Genomic DNA, 15317 nt, shown 5'->3' with positions numbered 1-15317 from the left:
GACAAAGTGCTCGACGTCAACTTCTTCGACGAGCTGCGGATCGGCCTTGCCACCGCGGACGACATCCGACAGTGGTCCCACGGCGAGGTCAAGAAGCCGGAGACCATCAACTACCGCACGCTCAAGCCGGAAAAGGACGGGCTCTTCTGCGAGAAGATCTTCGGTCCGACCCGGGACTGGGAGTGCTACTGCGGCAAGTACAAGCGTGTCCGCTTCAAGGGCATCATCTGCGAGCGCTGTGGCGTTGAGGTCACCCGCGCCAAGGTGCGCCGTGAGCGGATGGGCCACATTGAGCTGGCCGCGCCCGTCACCCACATCTGGTACTTCAAGGGCGTTCCCTCGCGCCTCGGTTACCTCCTCGACCTCGCCCCGAAGGACCTCGAGAAGGTCATCTACTTCGCGGCGTACATGATCACGTTCGTGGACGAGGAGCGTCGTACCCGCGACCTGCCGTCCCTGGAGGCGCACGTCTCCGTCGAGCGTCAGCAGATCGAGAACCGTCGCGACTCCGACCTGGAGGCCCGCGCCAAGAAGCTCGAGACCGACCTGGCCGAGCTGGAGGCCGAGGGCGCCAAGGCCGACGTGCGCCGCAAGGTGCGCGAAGGCGCCGAGCGCGAGATGAAGCAGCTGCGCGACCGCGCCCAGCGCGAGATCGACCGTCTCGACGAGGTGTGGAACCGCTTCAAGAACCTCAAGGTCCAGGACCTCGAGGGCGACGAGCTGCTCTACCGCGAGCTGCGTGACCGCTTCGGCACGTACTTCGACGGCTCCATGGGTGCCGCTGCCTTGCAGAAGCGCCTGGAGTCCTTCGACCTGGATGAAGAGGCCGAGCGGCTTCGCGAGATCATCCGTACCGGCAAGGGCCAGAAGAAGACCCGTGCGCTCAAGCGCCTCAAGGTCGTCTCCGCGTTCCTCCAGACGAGCAACAGCCCCAAGGGCATGGTGCTCGACTGCGTGCCGGTCATCCCGCCGGACCTGCGTCCGATGGTGCAGCTGGACGGTGGCCGCTTCGCGACCTCCGACCTGAACGACCTGTACCGCCGCGTGATCAACCGCAACAACCGCCTGAAGCGGCTTCTCGACCTCGGCGCGCCCGAGATCATCGTGAACAACGAGAAGCGCATGCTCCAGGAGGCCGTGGACGCCCTCTTCGACAACGGTCGTCGTGGTCGCCCGGTCACCGGTCCCGGTAACCGCCCGCTGAAGTCCCTGAGCGACATGCTCAAGGGCAAGCAGGGTCGTTTCCGTCAGAACCTTCTCGGTAAGCGTGTGGACTACTCCGCGCGTTCCGTGATCGTCGTCGGTCCGCAGCTGAAGCTGCACCAGTGCGGTCTGCCCAAGGCCATGGCGCTGGAGCTCTTCAAGCCGTTCGTGATGAAGCGCCTGGTCGACCTGAACCACGCGCAGAACATCAAGAGCGCCAAGCGGATGGTCGAGCGCGGCCGCACGGTCGTGTACGACGTCCTCGAAGAGGTCATCGCCGAGCACCCGGTTCTGCTGAACCGTGCGCCCACGCTGCACCGCCTCGGCATCCAGGCCTTCGAGCCGCAGCTGGTCGAGGGCAAGGCCATCCAGATCCACCCGCTCGTCTGCACCGCGTTCAACGCGGACTTCGACGGTGACCAGATGGCCGTGCACCTGCCGCTCTCCGCGGAGGCGCAGGCCGAGGCCCGCATCCTGATGCTGTCCTCGAACAACATCCTGAAGCCCGCCGACGGCCGTCCGGTGACGATGCCGACCCAGGACATGGTCCTCGGTCTGTTCTTCCTCACCACCGACGGCGAGCTGCGGGACACCAAGGGCGAGGGCCGTGCGTTCGGTTCCACCGCCGAGGCGATGATGGCGTTCGACGCCGGGGAGCTGGCTCTCCAGTCGACCGTCGACATCCGCTTCCCGGTGGGCACCATCCCGCCGCGCGGCTGGACCCCGCCGGTCAGCGCCGAGGGCGAGGACTTCGGCGACGAGCGTGCCTACCAGCCGGGTGACAGCTTCCGGCTGCGTACGTCGCTCGGCCGCGCGCTCTTCAACGAGCTGCTGCCCGAGGACTACCCCTTCGTCGACTACTCGGTCGGCAAGAAGCAGCTCTCCGAGATCGTCAACGACCTCGCCGAGCGCTACCCCAAGGTCATCGTGGCGGCGACGCTCGACAACCTGAAGGCGGCGGGCTTCTACTGGGCGACCCGTTCCGGCGTCACCGTGGCCATCTCCGACGTCGTGGTCCCCGCGGCCAAGAAGGAGATCGTCGCGGGCTACGAGGCCCAGGACGAGAAGGTCCAGAAGCAGTACGAGCGCGGTCTGATCACCAAGGACGAGCGCACGCAGGAACTCATCGCGATCTGGACCAAGGCGACCAACGAGGTTGCCGAGGCGATGAACGCGAACTTCCCGAAGACGAACCCCATCTTCATGATGGTTGACTCGGGTGCCCGAGGAAACATGATGCAGATGCGTCAGATCGCCGGTATGCGTGGTCTGGTGTCGAACGCGAAGAACGAGACCATCCCGCGTCCGATCAAGGCCTCGTTCCGTGAGGGCCTGACCGTTCTCGAGTACTTCATCTCCACGCACGGTGCCCGTAAGGGTCTGGCGGACACGGCTCTGCGTACCGCCGACTCCGGTTACCTCACCCGTCGTCTGGTCGACGTCTCCCAGGACGTCATCATTCGCGAGGAGGACTGTGGCACCGAGCGCGGTCTGAAGCTGAAGATCGCGGTCAAGGGCGAGGACGGTGTGCTCCGCAAGACGGAGAACGTCGAGACCTCGGTCTACGCCCGCATGCTGGCCGAGGACGTCGTCATCGACGGCAAGGTCATCGCGCCGGCCAACGTCGACCTCGGTGACGTCCTCATCGACGCCCTGGTCGCCAACGGCGTCGAGGAGGTCAAGACCCGCTCGGTCCTGACCTGCGAGTCGGCGGTCGGCACCTGTGCCTTCTGCTACGGCCGTTCGCTCGCCACCGGCAAGCTGGTCGACATCGGTGAGGCGGTCGGCATCATCGCCGCCCAGTCCATCGGTGAGCCCGGTACGCAGCTGACGATGCGTACCTTCCACACCGGTGGTGTGGCCGGTGACGACATCACCCAGGGTCTGCCCCGTGTCGTCGAGCTGTTCGAGGCTCGTACGCCGAAGGGTGTCGCCCCGATCTCCGAGGCCGCGGGCCGTGTCCGCATCGAGGAGACCGAGAAGACCAAGAAGATCGTCGTCACCCCGGACGACGGCAGCGACGAGACGGCGTTCCCGATCTCGAAGCGTGCCAAGGTCCTGGTGCGCGAGGGTGACCACGTCGAGGTGGGCCAGAAGCTCACCTTCGGTGCCACCAACCCGCACGACGTGCTGCGGATCCTCGGTCAGCGCGCGGTCCAGGTCCACCTGGTCGGCGAAGTCCAGAAGGTCTACAACAGCCAGGGTGTGTCGATCCACGACAAGCACATCGAGATCATCATCCGGCAGATGCTGCGCCGTGTGACGATCATCGAGTCCGGCGACGCGGAGCTGCTGCCGGGCGAGCTGGTCGAGCGTTCGAAGTTCGAGACCGAGAACCGTCGTGTCGTGACGGAAGGCGGCCACCCGGCCTCCGGCCGTCCGCAGCTGATGGGTATCACCAAGGCCTCGCTGGCGACGGAATCCTGGCTGTCGGCCGCCTCCTTCCAGGAGACGACCCGAGTCCTGACGGATGCGGCGATCAACGCCAAGTCCGACAGCCTCATCGGCCTCAAGGAGAACGTCATCATCGGTAAGCTCATCCCGGCCGGTACGGGCCTGTCCCGCTACCGCAACATCCGGGTGGAGCCGACCGAGGAGGCCAAGGCGGCGATGTACTCGGCCGTCGGCTACGACGACATCGACTACTCGCCGTTCGGCACGGGCTCCGGCCAGGCTGTGCCGCTGGAGGACTACGACTACGGTCCGTACAACCAGTAAGCGGTAGTACGTCCCTTTAGGGGCGTACAGGCGCCCACAGGGCGGTCACTCCTCGCGGAGCGGCCGCCCTGTGTCGTATGTTGCAGGCCGGTGTGTCCCCCGCGTGGGCATTTGTTTTGACCAGAGGCGATGAGGTAGGTACGCTCAGACCTTGTGCCTGGGGTGTGCCTGGGCTCGTGCGCGTGTCATCAGCCGCATCACGAGTCCGTCAACGGCCACCGCAATCCGCGCTTCTTCTTGCCTTGCGGCGGGAGTCCGCAGGATTCGACACACCCGACCGCGTGGGTCGGCAACGTTCCAGGTTAGCTTTACTATTCGGCACACAGAAACCGGAGAAGTAGTGCCTACGATCCAGCAGCTGGTCCGTAAGGGCCGGCAGGACAAGGTCGAGAAGAACAAGACGCCCGCACTCGAGGGTTCGCCCCAGCGCCGTGGCGTCTGCACGCGTGTGTTCACGACCACCCCGAAGAAGCCGAACTCGGCCCTCCGTAAGGTCGCGCGTGTGCGTCTGACCTCCGGGATCGAGGTCACGGCTTACATTCCGGGTGAGGGACACAACCTCCAGGAGCACTCCATCGTGCTCGTGCGTGGTGGCCGTGTGAAGGACCTGCCTGGTGTTCGCTACAAGATCATCCGCGGTTCCCTCGACACCCAGGGTGTCAAGAACCGCAAGCAGGCCCGAAGCCGCTACGGCGCCAAGAAGGAGAAGTAAGAATGCCTCGTAAGGGCCCCGCCCCGAAGCGCCCGGTCATCATCGACCCGGTCTACGGTTCTCCTCTGGTGACCTCCCTCATCAACAAGGTGCTGCTGAACGGCAAGCGCTCCACCGCCGAGCGCATCGTGTACGGCGCCATGGAGGGCCTGCGCGAGAAGACCGGCAACGACCCGGTCATCACGCTGAAGCGCGCGCTTGAGAACATCAAGCCGACCCTTGAGGTCAAGTCCCGCCGCGTCGGTGGCGCCACGTACCAGGTGCCGATCGAGGTCAAGCCCGGTCGTGCCAACACCCTGGCGCTGCGCTGGCTGGTCGGTTACTCCCGCGCCCGTCGCGAGAAGACCATGACCGAGCGTCTGCTCAACGAGCTCCTCGACGCCTCCAACGGCCTTGGTGCCGCTGTGAAGAAGCGCGAGGACACCCACAAGATGGCCGAGTCCAACAAGGCCTTCGCGCACTACCGCTGGTAGTCGCTCCCCACATCGAGACCGAGAGAAGACTGAGCCGACATGGCTACCACTTCACTTGACCTGGCCAAGGTGCGCAACATCGGCATCATGGCTCACATCGACGCGGGCAAGACGACGACCACCGAGCGGATCCTGTTCTACACCGGTGTCTCGTACAAGATCGGTGAGGTCCACGACGGCGCCGCGACGATGGACTGGATGGAGCAGGAGCAGGAGCGTGGCATCACGATCACCTCTGCTGCCACCACTTGTCACTGGCCGCTGAACGACGTCGACCACACCATCAACATCATCGACACCCCGGGCCACGTCGACTTCACCGTCGAGGTGGAGCGTTCGCTCCGCGTGCTCGACGGTGCCGTGACGGTGTTCGACGGCGTCGCCGGCGTTGAGCCCCAGTCCGAGACCGTGTGGCGTCAGGCGGACCGCTACGGCGTTCCGCGTATCTGCTTCGTCAACAAGCTCGACCGTACGGGTGCCGAGTTCCACCGCTGCGTCGACATGATCGTCGACCGCCTCGGTGCGACCCCCCTCGTCATGCAGCTGCCCATCGGCGCAGAGGCTGACTTCAAGGGCGTCGTCGACCTCGTCACCATGAAGGCCTTCGTCTGGTCCGCCGAGACCAAGATGGGCGAGGCCTACGACATCGTCGACATCCCCGACACGCACACCGAGGCTGCCGAGGAGTACCGCGGCAAGCTCCTCGAGGCCGTCGCGGAGAACGACGAAGAGATGATGGAGCTGTACCTCGAGGGCCAGGAGCCCTCGGTGGACCAGCTGTACGCGGCGATCCGTCGCATCACCATCGCCTCCGGCAAGGGCGGCGACACCACCGTCACCCCCGTCTTCTGCGGTACCGCGTTCAAGAACAAGGGCGTCCAGCCCCTGCTCGACGCGGTCGTGCGCTACCTGCCCTCCCCCCTGGACGTCGAGGCCATCGAAGGCCACGACGTGAAGGACCCGGAGCAGGTCATCAAGCGCAAGCCGTCCGACGACGAGCCGCTGTCGGCCCTCGCGTTCAAGATCGCGAGCGACCCGCACCTCGGCAAGCTCACCTTCGTCCGGATCTACTCCGGTCGCCTGGACGCCGGCACCGCGGTGCTGAACTCCGTCAAGGGCAAGAAGGAGCGCATCGGCAAGATCTACCGCATGCACGCGAACAAGCGTGAGGAGATCGACTCGGTGGGCGCCGGCGACATCGTCGCCGTCATGGGCCTGAAGCAGACCACCACCGGTGAGACGCTGAGCGACGACAAGAACCCGGTGATCCTGGAGTCCATGGACTTCCCGGCGCCGGTCATCGAGGTCGCCATCGAGCCCAAGTCCAAGGGCGACCAGGAGAAGCTGGGTGTCGCCATCCAGCGTCTCTCGGAGGAGGACCCCTCCTTCCGCGTGCACTCGGACGAGGAGACCGGCCAGACCATCATCGGTGGTATGGGCGAGCTTCACCTCGAGGTGCTCGTCGACCGCATGAAGCGCGAATTCCGCGTCGAGGCGAACGTCGGCAAGCCGCAGGTGGCCTACCGCGAGACGATCCGCAAGGCCGTCGAGCGCGTGGACTTCACCCACAAGAAGCAGACCGGTGGTACCGGTCAGTTCGCGAAGGTGCAGATCGCGATCGAGCCCATCGAGGGCGGCGACGCGTCGTACGAGTTCGTGAACAAGGTCACCGGTGGCCGCATCCCCAAGGAGTACATCCCTTCGGTGGACGCGGGTGCTCAGGAGGCCATGCAGTTCGGCATCCTGGCGGGCTACGAGATGACGGGCGTCCGCGTCACGCTCATCGACGGCGCCTACCACGAGGTCGACTCCTCCGAGCTGGCCTTCAAGATCGCCGGTTCGCAGGCCTTCAAGGAGGCCGCGCGCAAGGCCAGCCCCGTGCTGCTCGAGCCGATGATGGCCGTCGAGGTCACCACGCCCGAGGACTACATGGGCGATGTCATCGGTGACATCAACTCCCGCCGTGGCCAGATCCAGGCCATGGAGGAGCGCAGCGGCGCTCGCGTCGTGAAGGGCCTCGTGCCCCTCTCGGAGATGTTCGGCTACGTCGGAGACCTCCGCAGCAAGACGTCGGGTCGCGCAAGCTACTCAATGCAGTTCGACTCCTACGCCGAGGTTCCGCGGAACGTCGCCGAGGAGATCATCGCGAAGGCCAAGGGCGAGTAACTCACCCCAGTTAACGCTTTAGGCTTGACACCATCCGCCGGGGTTCGACCCCGTAAGGCAAGAACCCCGGCGGCTGGCTTCCCAGCAAAGATCACCTGGCGCCGATGAAGCAAGGCGTACAGAACCACTCCCAGGAGGACCCAGTGGCGAAGGCGAAGTTCGAGCGGACTAAGCCGCACGTCAACATCGGCACCATCGGTCACATTGACCACGGTAAGACGACCCTCACGGCCGCCATTACCAAGGTGCTGCACGACGCGTACCCCGACCTGAACGAGGCCTCGGCCTTCGACCAGATCGACAAGGCTCCCGAGGAGCGCCAGCGCGGTATCACGATCTCGATCGCGCACGTCGAGTACCAGACCGAGGCGCGTCACTACGCCCACGTCGACTGCCCCGGTCACGCGGACTACATCAAGAACATGATCACGGGTGCGGCGCAGATGGACGGCGCCATCCTCGTGGTCGCCGCCACCGACGGCCCGATGCCGCAGACCAAGGAGCACGTGCTCCTGGCCCGCCAGGTCGGCGTTCCCTACATCGTTGTCGCCCTGAACAAGGCCGACATGGTGGACGACGAGGAGATCCTGGAGCTCGTCGAGCTCGAGGTCCGTGAGCTCCTCTCCGAGTACGAGTTCCCGGGCGACGACCTCCCGGTCGTCAAGGTCTCGGCGCTCAAGGCGCTCGAGGGCGACAAGGAGTGGGGCGAGTCGGTCCTCAAGCTGATGGCCGCCGTCGACGAGTCGATCCCGGAGCCCGAGCGCGACGTCGACAAGCCGTTCCTGATGCCGATCGAGGACGTCTTCACGATCACCGGTCGTGGCACCGTCGTCACCGGTCGTATCGAGCGTGGTGTCCTCAAGGTCAACGAGACCGTCGACATCATCGGCATCAAGACCGAGAAGACCACCACCACGGTCACCGGCATCGAGATGTTCCGCAAGCTGCTCGACGAGGGCCAGGCCGGTGAGAACGTCGGTCTGCTCCTCCGTGGCATCAAGCGCGAGGACGTCGAGCGCGGCCAGGTCATCATCAAGCCCGGTTCGGTCACGCCGCACACCGAGTTCGAGGCCCAGGCCTACATCCTGTCGAAGGACGAGGGTGGCCGTCACACCCCGTTCTTCAACAACTACCGCCCGCAGTTCTACTTCCGTACGACGGACGTGACCGGCGTCGTGACCCTCCCCGAGGGCACCGAGATGGTCATGCCGGGTGACAACACCGAGATGAAGGTGGAGCTCATCCAGCCCGTCGCCATGGAGGAGGGCCTCAAGTTCGCCATCCGTGAGGGTGGCCGGACCGTCGGCGCCGGCCAGGTCACCAAGATCAACAAGTAAGCTTCCCGCTTGCTTGAAGATCGGGGAGACCCGGTCGCTCTGAACTGAGCGCATCGCAGTACACGCAGTAACGGAAGGGCCTGTACGACTTCGGTCGTACGGGCCTTTTCGTGTGCCGGGGGTGTCGGCAGCTCGACCTATACGTATGACCTGGACAGCGATGCGCCCCCGGCGACGAACCCGCCGGATCAGGGACGCGAAGGCACCCGCGGAGATGTCTCCCGCGGTGACGAGGAGGACCGGTGAACAGCCGACTTGGTGCGTGCTCCGTCATGACACTGGCCGCGGGCCTTCTCCTCTCCGCGTGCTCCGTCCCGGACGCGGGGGACCGTCAGGTGGCCGAGGGCCGTGATTGGCACTGGGACCGGGAGGCAGGCGCGGACGAAGCGTCGGCCTTCATGAAGGTGGAGGTGCCCGAGGGGGCGACCGAGACCGAAGGTGCCGTGCAGGTCAACCCGCGGGAGGACATCTACCTGCTCTCCTTCGTCACCAGCGTGAAGAACGCCGAGGAACTCGCGGCGGCGCTGCGCCCCGAGAAACCCCTCAAGGCGCGGAACAACGGCCCCGTGCCGAAGACCGAGCTATATGGGCACCTGGGCCTTGCCGAACCGCAGACCTTGAAGGGGACGCGCTGGGCAGGTGTATGTCCACCGTGCGTGAACGACGGGCGTCGCGACAAGGTCCAGTGGATCGAGATCTACGTCCAGACGCTCACGTCCGAGCGGGCTCGGGTCTACTTGCAGGCGTTCTGAGACCGGCCCCGGCCTCGCCGAAGACGACCGCTGCTTACGGAGCGGCTTGCCGCGCATCCGTCGCGGCCCATGGATGATTACGTACGGTCACGGAACGGCCGAGACGAGGCGCAGGGCCGCCACACGGGTCGGGCCGCGCGCCGGGTTTGACCTTCGTCACCCACGGGGTAGTCTTCTCGGCTCGATTGGCCCCAGGCATGCCTCGTATGGCAGACTGTCCTGGTTGCTCGGTTGAGTGCCGATGCTGTGCGCCTCCCGCCGGGAGGACCGGAAGCGAGTCCCACAGTACTCGTCGCCCTATCTGTCGTTCGCGGCAGCGCTTGGGCGGAAGTACGGGAATCTTTCGGGAAGTGCGGTGCGGTGGCTCGGCCAGGCGCCCGGTGGGTTTCTTCCCCCGGACCCGCGGTCATCAGGGCCGCAGCCCCTAGCAGGGATTCTCCTTCGGGAGAACCGTGTGAGCGGGACTGCGACACGCCCGACCGCGTGGGTCGGAGGAAGTAGAAAAAAGGGCCTTCCGGGAGCCAGAGCGTTCGAGACGAAGGACTACTAAGTAGCCATGGCGGGACAGAAGATCCGCATCCGGCTCAAGGCCTACGACCACGAGGTCATCGACTCTTCGGCGAAGAAGATCGTCGAGACGGTGACTCGCACTGGTGCGTCGGTCGCGGGCCCGGTGCCGCTGCCCACTGAGAAGAACGTGTACTGCGTCATCAAGTCGCCGCACAAGTACAAGGACTCTCGCGAGCACTTCGAGATGCGCACGCACAAGCGCCTGATCGACATCCTCGACCCGACCCCCAAGACCGTTGACTCGCTGATGCGCCTGGACCTTCCGGCCGGCGTTGACATCGAGATCAAGCTCTGAAGGGCGCGAAGAAGATGACCAAGCAGATCAAGGGCATCCTGGGCGAGAAGCTCGGCATGACCCAGGTCTGGGACGAGAACAACCGTGTCGTCCCGGTGACCGTGGTCAAGGCCGGGCCCTGCGTCGTTACCCAGGTCCGTACGAATGACAGCGACGGCTACGAGTCGGTCCAGATCGCCTTCGGCGAGATCGACCCGCGCAAGGTGAACAAGCCCCTCAAGGGCCACTTCGCCAAGGCCGACGTGACCCCCCGTCGCCACCTCGTCGAGATCCGTACCGCTGGTGCCAGCGAGTACACCCTCGGCCAGGAGCTGACTGCCGAGACGTTCGAGGCCGGTATCAAGGTCGACGTCACCGGCAAGAGCAAGGGCAAGGGCTTCGCCGGTGTGATGAAGCGTCACAACTTCCACGGCGGCAAGGCCTCCCACGGTGCCCACCGCGTGCACCGCAAGCCCGGTTCCATCGGTGGCTGTGCCACCCCCGGCCGTGTCTTCAAGGGCATGCGCATGGCGGGTCGCATGGGCAACGAGCGGGTCACCACCCAGAACCTGACCGTCCACGCCGTTGACGCGGAGAAGGGTCTGCTGCTCATCAAGGGCGCGGTCCCCGGTCCGAACGGCGGCCTCGTCCTGGTCCGTACCGCGGCCAAGGGGGCCTGAGGTAACCCATGAGCACCATTGACATCCTTTCGCCGGCAGGCGACAAGACCGGGACGGTCGAGCTCCCCGCGGAGATCTTCGACGTCGAGAAGATCAGCATCCCGCTGATCCACCAGGTCGTCGTCGCGCAGCTGGCCGCGGCCCGTCAGGGCACGCACAAGACCAAGACCCGCGGTGAAGTCCGTGGTGGTGGCAAGAAGCCTTACCGCCAGAAGGGCACCGGCCGCGCGCGCCAGGGTTCGACCCGTGCGCCGCAGTTCGCCGGCGGTGGCGTCGTCCACGGCCCCGTGCCGCGTGACTACTCCCAGCGCACCCCCAAGAAGATGAAGGCTGCCGCTCTGCGTCACGCCCTCACCGACCGGGCGCGCAACTCCCGCATCCACGTCGTCTCCGGCGTGGTCGAGGGCGAGATCTCCACGAAGGCCGCCAAGAGCCTCCTCGGCAAGGTCAGCGAGCGCAAGAACGTGCTCCTGGTCATCGAGCGCTCGGACGAGGCCTCGCTGCTCTCCGCCCGCAACCTGCCCCAGGTGCACATCCTGGAGCCGGGCCAGCTGAACACGTACGACGTGCTCGTCTCGGACGACGTGGTCTTCACCAAGGCCGCGTTCGAGTCCTTCGTGTCTGGCCCCAAGGCCAATGAGACCGAAGGGAGCGAAGCCTGATGGCTATTCGTCACCAGAGCATCGCGTCCAAGGCTGCGAAGGCCGCCAAGGCCGCGCGCGTCGCCAAGGCGAAGCGCATCGCGACCGAGGGCAAGATCGCCGTTGAGCCCACCCCGCTGAGCAAGTCCTTCTCGGACCCGCGCGACGTCCTCGTCAAGCCGGTCGTCTCCGAGAAGTCGTACGCGCTGCTCGACGAGGGCAAGTACACGTTCATCGTGGCCCCCGGCTCCAACAAGACCCAGATCAAGCAGGCCGTCGAGACGGTCTTCTCGGTCAAGGTCACCGGAGTCAACACGATCAACCGTCAGGGCAAGCGCAAGCGCACCAAGTCTGGTTTCGGCAAGCGTGCCGACACCAAGCGCGCGATTGTGACCCTTGCTGAGGGCGACCGTATCGACATCTTCGGCCAGGCCTCCTAACGGAGCGCCCTGGTCCGAATATCGGACGAGGACTGAGAAATGGGAATCCGCAAGTACAAGCCGACTACGCCGGGCCGTCGTGGCTCCAGCGTCGCCGACTTCGTCGAGGTAACGCGGTCCACGCCGGAGAAGTCGCTGGTTCGCCCGCTGCACAGCAAGGGCGGCCGTAACAACGCCGGTCGGATCACCGTTCGTCACCAGGGTGGCGGACACAAGCGCGCCTACCGCGTCATCGACTTCCGTCGTCACGACAAGGACGGCGTGCCGGCGAAGGTCGCGCACATCGAGTACGACCCCAACCGCACCGCGCGCATCGCGCTGCTGCACTACGCGGACGGCGAGAAGCGCTACATCCTCGCCCCGCGCGGCACGCAGCAGGGTGACCGGATTGAGAGCGGCCCTGGCGCCGACATCAAGCCCGGCAACAACCTGGCGCTGCGCAACATCCCGGTCGGTACGACCATCCACGCCATCGAGCTGCGGCCCGGCGGCGGCGCGAAGTTCGCCCGCTCCGCGGGTGCCTCCGTGCAGCTGCTCGCGAAGGAAGGCGCCATGGCGCACCTTCGCATGCCGTCCGGTGAGATCCGCCTGGTCGACGTCCGCTGCCGCGCCACCATTGGCGAGGTCGGCAACGCCGAGCAGTCGAACATCAACTGGGGCAAGGCCGGCCGCATGCGCTGGAAGGGCGTCCGCCCGACCGTGCGTGGTGTCGTGATGAACCCGGTCGACCACCCGCACGGTGGTGGCGAAGGCAAGACCTCCGGTGGTCGTCACCCGGTCTCGCCGTGGGGCAAGAAGGAGGGTCGTACTCGTGATCGCAACAAGGCGAGCAACAAGTACATCGTCCGCCGCCGCAAGTCGAACAAGAAGCGCTAGGAGCGGGTTTAGATGCCGCGCAGTCTCAAGAAGGGGCCCTTCGTCGACGACCACCTCGTAAAGAAGGTGGACGCCCAGAACGAAGCCGGCACCAAGAACGTCATCAAGACCTGGTCCCGTCGCTCGATGATCATCCCCAGCATGCTGGGCCACACGATCGCGGTGCACAACGGCAAGACCCACATCCCGGTGTTCGTCACCGAGTCGATGGTCGGCCACAAGCTCGGCGAGTTCTCGCCGACGCGCACCTTCCGGGGTCACGTCAAGGACGACCGGAAGTCGAAGCGCCGCTAAGGCGGGGTGGAATCGACTATGACTAACACCGAAGGGACAACCATGGAAGCCAGGGCCCAGGCGCGGTACATCCGCGTCACGCCCATGAAGGCCCGCCGCGTGGTGGACCTCATCCGTGGCATGGATGCCACGGAGGCTCAGGCGGTCCTGCGTTTCGCCCCGCAGGCCGCGAGCGTGCCGGTCGGCAAGGTGCTGGACAGCGCCATTGCCAACGCCGCGCACAACTACGACCACACCGACGCCTCTTCGCTGGTCATCAGCGAGGCGTACGTGGATGAGGGCCCGACCCTGAAGCGGTTCCGTCCGCGTGCTCAGGGCCGTGCCTACCGGATCCGTAAGCGGACCAGCCACATCACCGTGGTCGTCAGCAGCAAGGAAGGAACCCGGTAATGGGCCAGAAGGTAAACCCGCACGGGTTCCGGCTCGGTGTCACGACCGACTTCAAGTCGCGTTGGTACGCCGACAAGCTGTACAAGGACTACGTCAAGGAAGACGTCGCCATCCGTCGGATGATGACGTCCGGCATGGAGCGCGCCGGCATCTCGAAGGTTGAGATCGAGCGCACCCGTGACCGCGTGCGTGTGGACATCCACACCGCTCGTCCCGGCATCGTCATCGGCCGCCGTGGCGCCGAGGCCGACCGCATCCGCGGTGACCTCGAGAAGCTCACGGGCAAGCAGGTCCAGCTGAACATCCTCGAGGTCAAGAACCCCGAGGTCGACGCTCAGCTCGTGGCCCAGGCCGTGGCGGAGCAGCTGTCCTCCCGCGTCTCCTTCCGTCGCGCCATGCGTAAGAGCATGCAGTCGGCGATGAAGGCCGGCGCCAAGGGCATCAAGATCCAGTGTGGTGGCCGTCTCGGCGGCGCCGAGATGTCGCGCTCGGAGTTCTACCGCGAGGGCCGCGTGCCCCTGCACACGCTCCGCGCCAACGTCGACTACGGCTTCTTCGAGGCCAAGACGACCTTCGGCCGCATCGGCGTGAAGGTCTGGATCTACAAGGGCGACGTCAAGAACATCGCCGAGGTCCGCGCCGAGAACGCCGCTGCCCGTGCGGGTAACCGCCCGGCGCGTGGCGGCGGCAACGACCGCCCGGCCCGTGGTGGCCGTGGTGGCGAGCGTGGCGGCCGCGGCCGCAAGCCGCAGCAGCAGTCCGCGCCGGCTGCCGAGGCCCCCAAGGCCGACGCTCCCGCCGCCGCTGCTCCGGCTGCTGAGAGCACCGGAACGGAGGCCTGACCGAAATGCTGATCCCCCGTAGGGTCAAGCACCGCAAGCAGCACCACCCGAAGCGCCGTGGTCAGGCCAAGGGCGGTACGACGGTTGCGTTCGGCGAGTACGGCATTCAGGCCCTCACGCCGGCGTACGTGACCAACCGCCAGATCGAGGCGGCTCGTATCGCGATGACCCGCCACATCAAGCGTGGCGGCAAGGTCTGGATCAACATCTACCCGGACCGCCCGCTGACCAAGAAGCCTGCCGAGACCCGCATGGGTTCCGGTAAGGGTTCGCCCGAGTGGTGGGTCGCGAACGTTCACCCGGGTCGGGTGATGTTCGAGCTGTCCTACCCGAACGAGAAGATTGCTCGTGAGGCGCTCACCCGCGCTGCTCACAAGCTTCCGATGAAGTGCCGCATCGTCCGGCGCGAGGCAGGTGAGTCGTGATGTCGGCCGGTACCAAGGCTTCCGAGCTGCGCGATCTGGGCGACGAGGAGCTTGTCAACAAGCTCCGCGAAGCCAAGGAAGAGCTGTTCAACCTCCGCTTCCAGGCGGCGACGGGCCAGCTCGAGAACCACGGCCGGCTCAAGGCCGTCCGTAAGGACATCGCGCGGATCTACACCCTGATGCGTGAGCGCGAGCTGGGCATCGAGACGGTGGAGAGCGCCTGATGAGCGAGAACAACGTGACTGAGAACACCGAGACCCGCGGATTCCGCAAGACCCGCGAGGGTCTGGTCGTCAGCGACAAGATGGACAAGACCGTCGTCGTCGCCGTCGAGGACCGTGTGAAGCACGCGCTGTACGGCAAGGTCATCCGCCGTACGAACAAGCTCAAGGCCCACGACGAGCAGAACGCTGCCGGCGTCGGCGACCGCGTCCTCCTGATGGAGACGCGTCCGCTGTCGGCGACCAAGCGCTGGCGCATCGTCGAGATCCTCGAGAAGGCCAAGTAATTCTCCCAGGGGTATC

Annotated in this window: 17 protein-coding genes; all 17 read left to right on the top strand. The window is 65.7% G+C overall.

The genetic code is table 11. From position 1 onward, the window contains the following. Positions 1–6: 6 nt before the first annotated feature. The 17 genes from IG54_RS0114360 (at position 7) to rpsQ (ending at position 15301) form a co-directional block, all read left to right on the top strand. Entirely contained in the window at positions 7–3921 is a 3915-nt protein-coding gene (locus IG54_RS0114360) for a DNA-directed RNA polymerase subunit beta' (protein ID WP_030782593.1), read from the top strand. A gap of 340 nt (positions 3922–4261) precedes the next feature. Then, positions 4262–4633 carry a 30S ribosomal protein S12 gene (gene rpsL, locus IG54_RS0114355; RefSeq protein ID WP_003948652.1) on the top strand — a complete coding sequence of 124 codons (372 nt, stop codon included), beginning with the start codon at positions 4262–4264 and terminating at the stop codon, positions 4631–4633. 2 nt (positions 4634–4635) lie between these two features. Next, complete coding sequence (gene rpsG, locus IG54_RS0114350; RefSeq protein WP_003974303.1) at positions 4636–5106, top strand: 30S ribosomal protein S7; 471 nt, start codon at positions 4636–4638, stop codon at positions 5104–5106. 39 nt (positions 5107–5145) lie between these two features. After that, positions 5146–7272, top strand: coding sequence for an elongation factor G (fusA, locus tag IG54_RS0114345; protein ID WP_030782590.1), 2127 nt, complete (start codon positions 5146–5148; stop codon positions 7270–7272). A gap of 143 nt (positions 7273–7415) precedes the next feature. Further along, positions 7416–8609, top strand: a complete 1194-nt coding sequence (gene tuf / locus IG54_RS0114340) for an elongation factor Tu (protein ID WP_030782587.1) — start codon at positions 7416–7418, stop codon at positions 8607–8609. A gap of 242 nt (positions 8610–8851) precedes the next feature. Continuing rightward, positions 8852–9361 (top strand): hypothetical protein, encoded by a 510-nt coding sequence (locus IG54_RS0114335; RefSeq protein WP_234336163.1) that lies wholly within the window; start codon positions 8852–8854, stop codon positions 9359–9361. Positions 9362–9917: 556 nt separating this feature from the next. Beyond that, on the top strand, positions 9918–10226 hold the full coding sequence (gene rpsJ, locus IG54_RS0114330; RefSeq protein WP_003948644.1) for a 30S ribosomal protein S10: 309 nt from the start codon (positions 9918–9920) through the stop codon (positions 10224–10226). Positions 10227–10240: 14 nt separating this feature from the next. Then, positions 10241–10885: a 50S ribosomal protein L3 gene (rplC, locus tag IG54_RS0114325; RefSeq protein WP_030782583.1), complete on the top strand. Its 645-nt coding sequence runs from the start codon at positions 10241–10243 to the stop codon at positions 10883–10885. 8 nt (positions 10886–10893) lie between these two features. Beyond that, positions 10894–11547 (top strand): 50S ribosomal protein L4, encoded by a 654-nt coding sequence (gene rplD, locus IG54_RS0114320; RefSeq protein WP_030782581.1) that lies wholly within the window; start codon positions 10894–10896, stop codon positions 11545–11547. Next, positions 11547–11966 (top strand): 50S ribosomal protein L23, encoded by a 420-nt coding sequence (gene rplW / locus IG54_RS0114315; protein ID WP_030782579.1) that lies wholly within the window; start codon positions 11547–11549, stop codon positions 11964–11966. The genes rplD and rplW overlap by 1 nt, the downstream gene beginning before the upstream one ends. A 39-nt stretch (positions 11967–12005) precedes the next feature. Next, positions 12006–12842, top strand: coding sequence for a 50S ribosomal protein L2 (gene rplB / locus IG54_RS0114310; RefSeq protein ID WP_030782576.1), 837 nt, complete (start codon positions 12006–12008; stop codon positions 12840–12842). A gap of 12 nt (positions 12843–12854) precedes the next feature. Continuing rightward, positions 12855–13136 carry a 30S ribosomal protein S19 gene (gene rpsS, locus IG54_RS0114305; RefSeq protein WP_030782571.1) on the top strand — a complete coding sequence of 94 codons (282 nt, stop codon included), beginning with the start codon at positions 12855–12857 and terminating at the stop codon, positions 13134–13136. Between the two features lie 42 nt (positions 13137–13178). After that, on the top strand, positions 13179–13526 hold the full coding sequence (gene rplV / locus IG54_RS0114300) for a 50S ribosomal protein L22 (RefSeq protein ID WP_004571827.1): 348 nt from the start codon (positions 13179–13181) through the stop codon (positions 13524–13526). Continuing rightward, positions 13526–14368, top strand: coding sequence for a 30S ribosomal protein S3 (gene rpsC, locus IG54_RS0114295; protein ID WP_030782566.1), 843 nt, complete (start codon positions 13526–13528; stop codon positions 14366–14368). The genes rplV and rpsC overlap by 1 nt, the downstream gene beginning before the upstream one ends. 5 nt (positions 14369–14373) lie before the next feature. Beyond that, positions 14374–14793 carry a 50S ribosomal protein L16 gene (rplP, locus tag IG54_RS0114290; RefSeq protein WP_030782563.1) on the top strand — a complete coding sequence of 140 codons (420 nt, stop codon included), beginning with the start codon at positions 14374–14376 and terminating at the stop codon, positions 14791–14793. After that, a complete protein-coding gene (gene rpmC / locus IG54_RS0114285; RefSeq protein ID WP_030782559.1) occupies positions 14793–15017 on the top strand; it encodes a 50S ribosomal protein L29 in 225 nt (74 codons plus the stop codon). The genes rplP and rpmC overlap by 1 nt, the downstream gene beginning before the upstream one ends. Next, positions 15017–15301 carry a 30S ribosomal protein S17 gene (rpsQ, locus tag IG54_RS0114280; protein ID WP_030782556.1) on the top strand — a complete coding sequence of 95 codons (285 nt, stop codon included), beginning with the start codon at positions 15017–15019 and terminating at the stop codon, positions 15299–15301. The genes rpmC and rpsQ overlap by 1 nt, the downstream gene beginning before the upstream one ends. Positions 15302–15317 lie beyond the last annotated feature (16 nt).

It is taken from the genome of Streptomyces sp. NRRL S-920 (assembly GCF_000717945.1).
Lineage (GTDB): Bacteria > Actinomycetota > Actinomycetes > Streptomycetales > Streptomycetaceae > Streptomyces > Streptomyces alboniger.
This window is presented reverse-complemented; position numbering and strand designations above follow the sequence as displayed.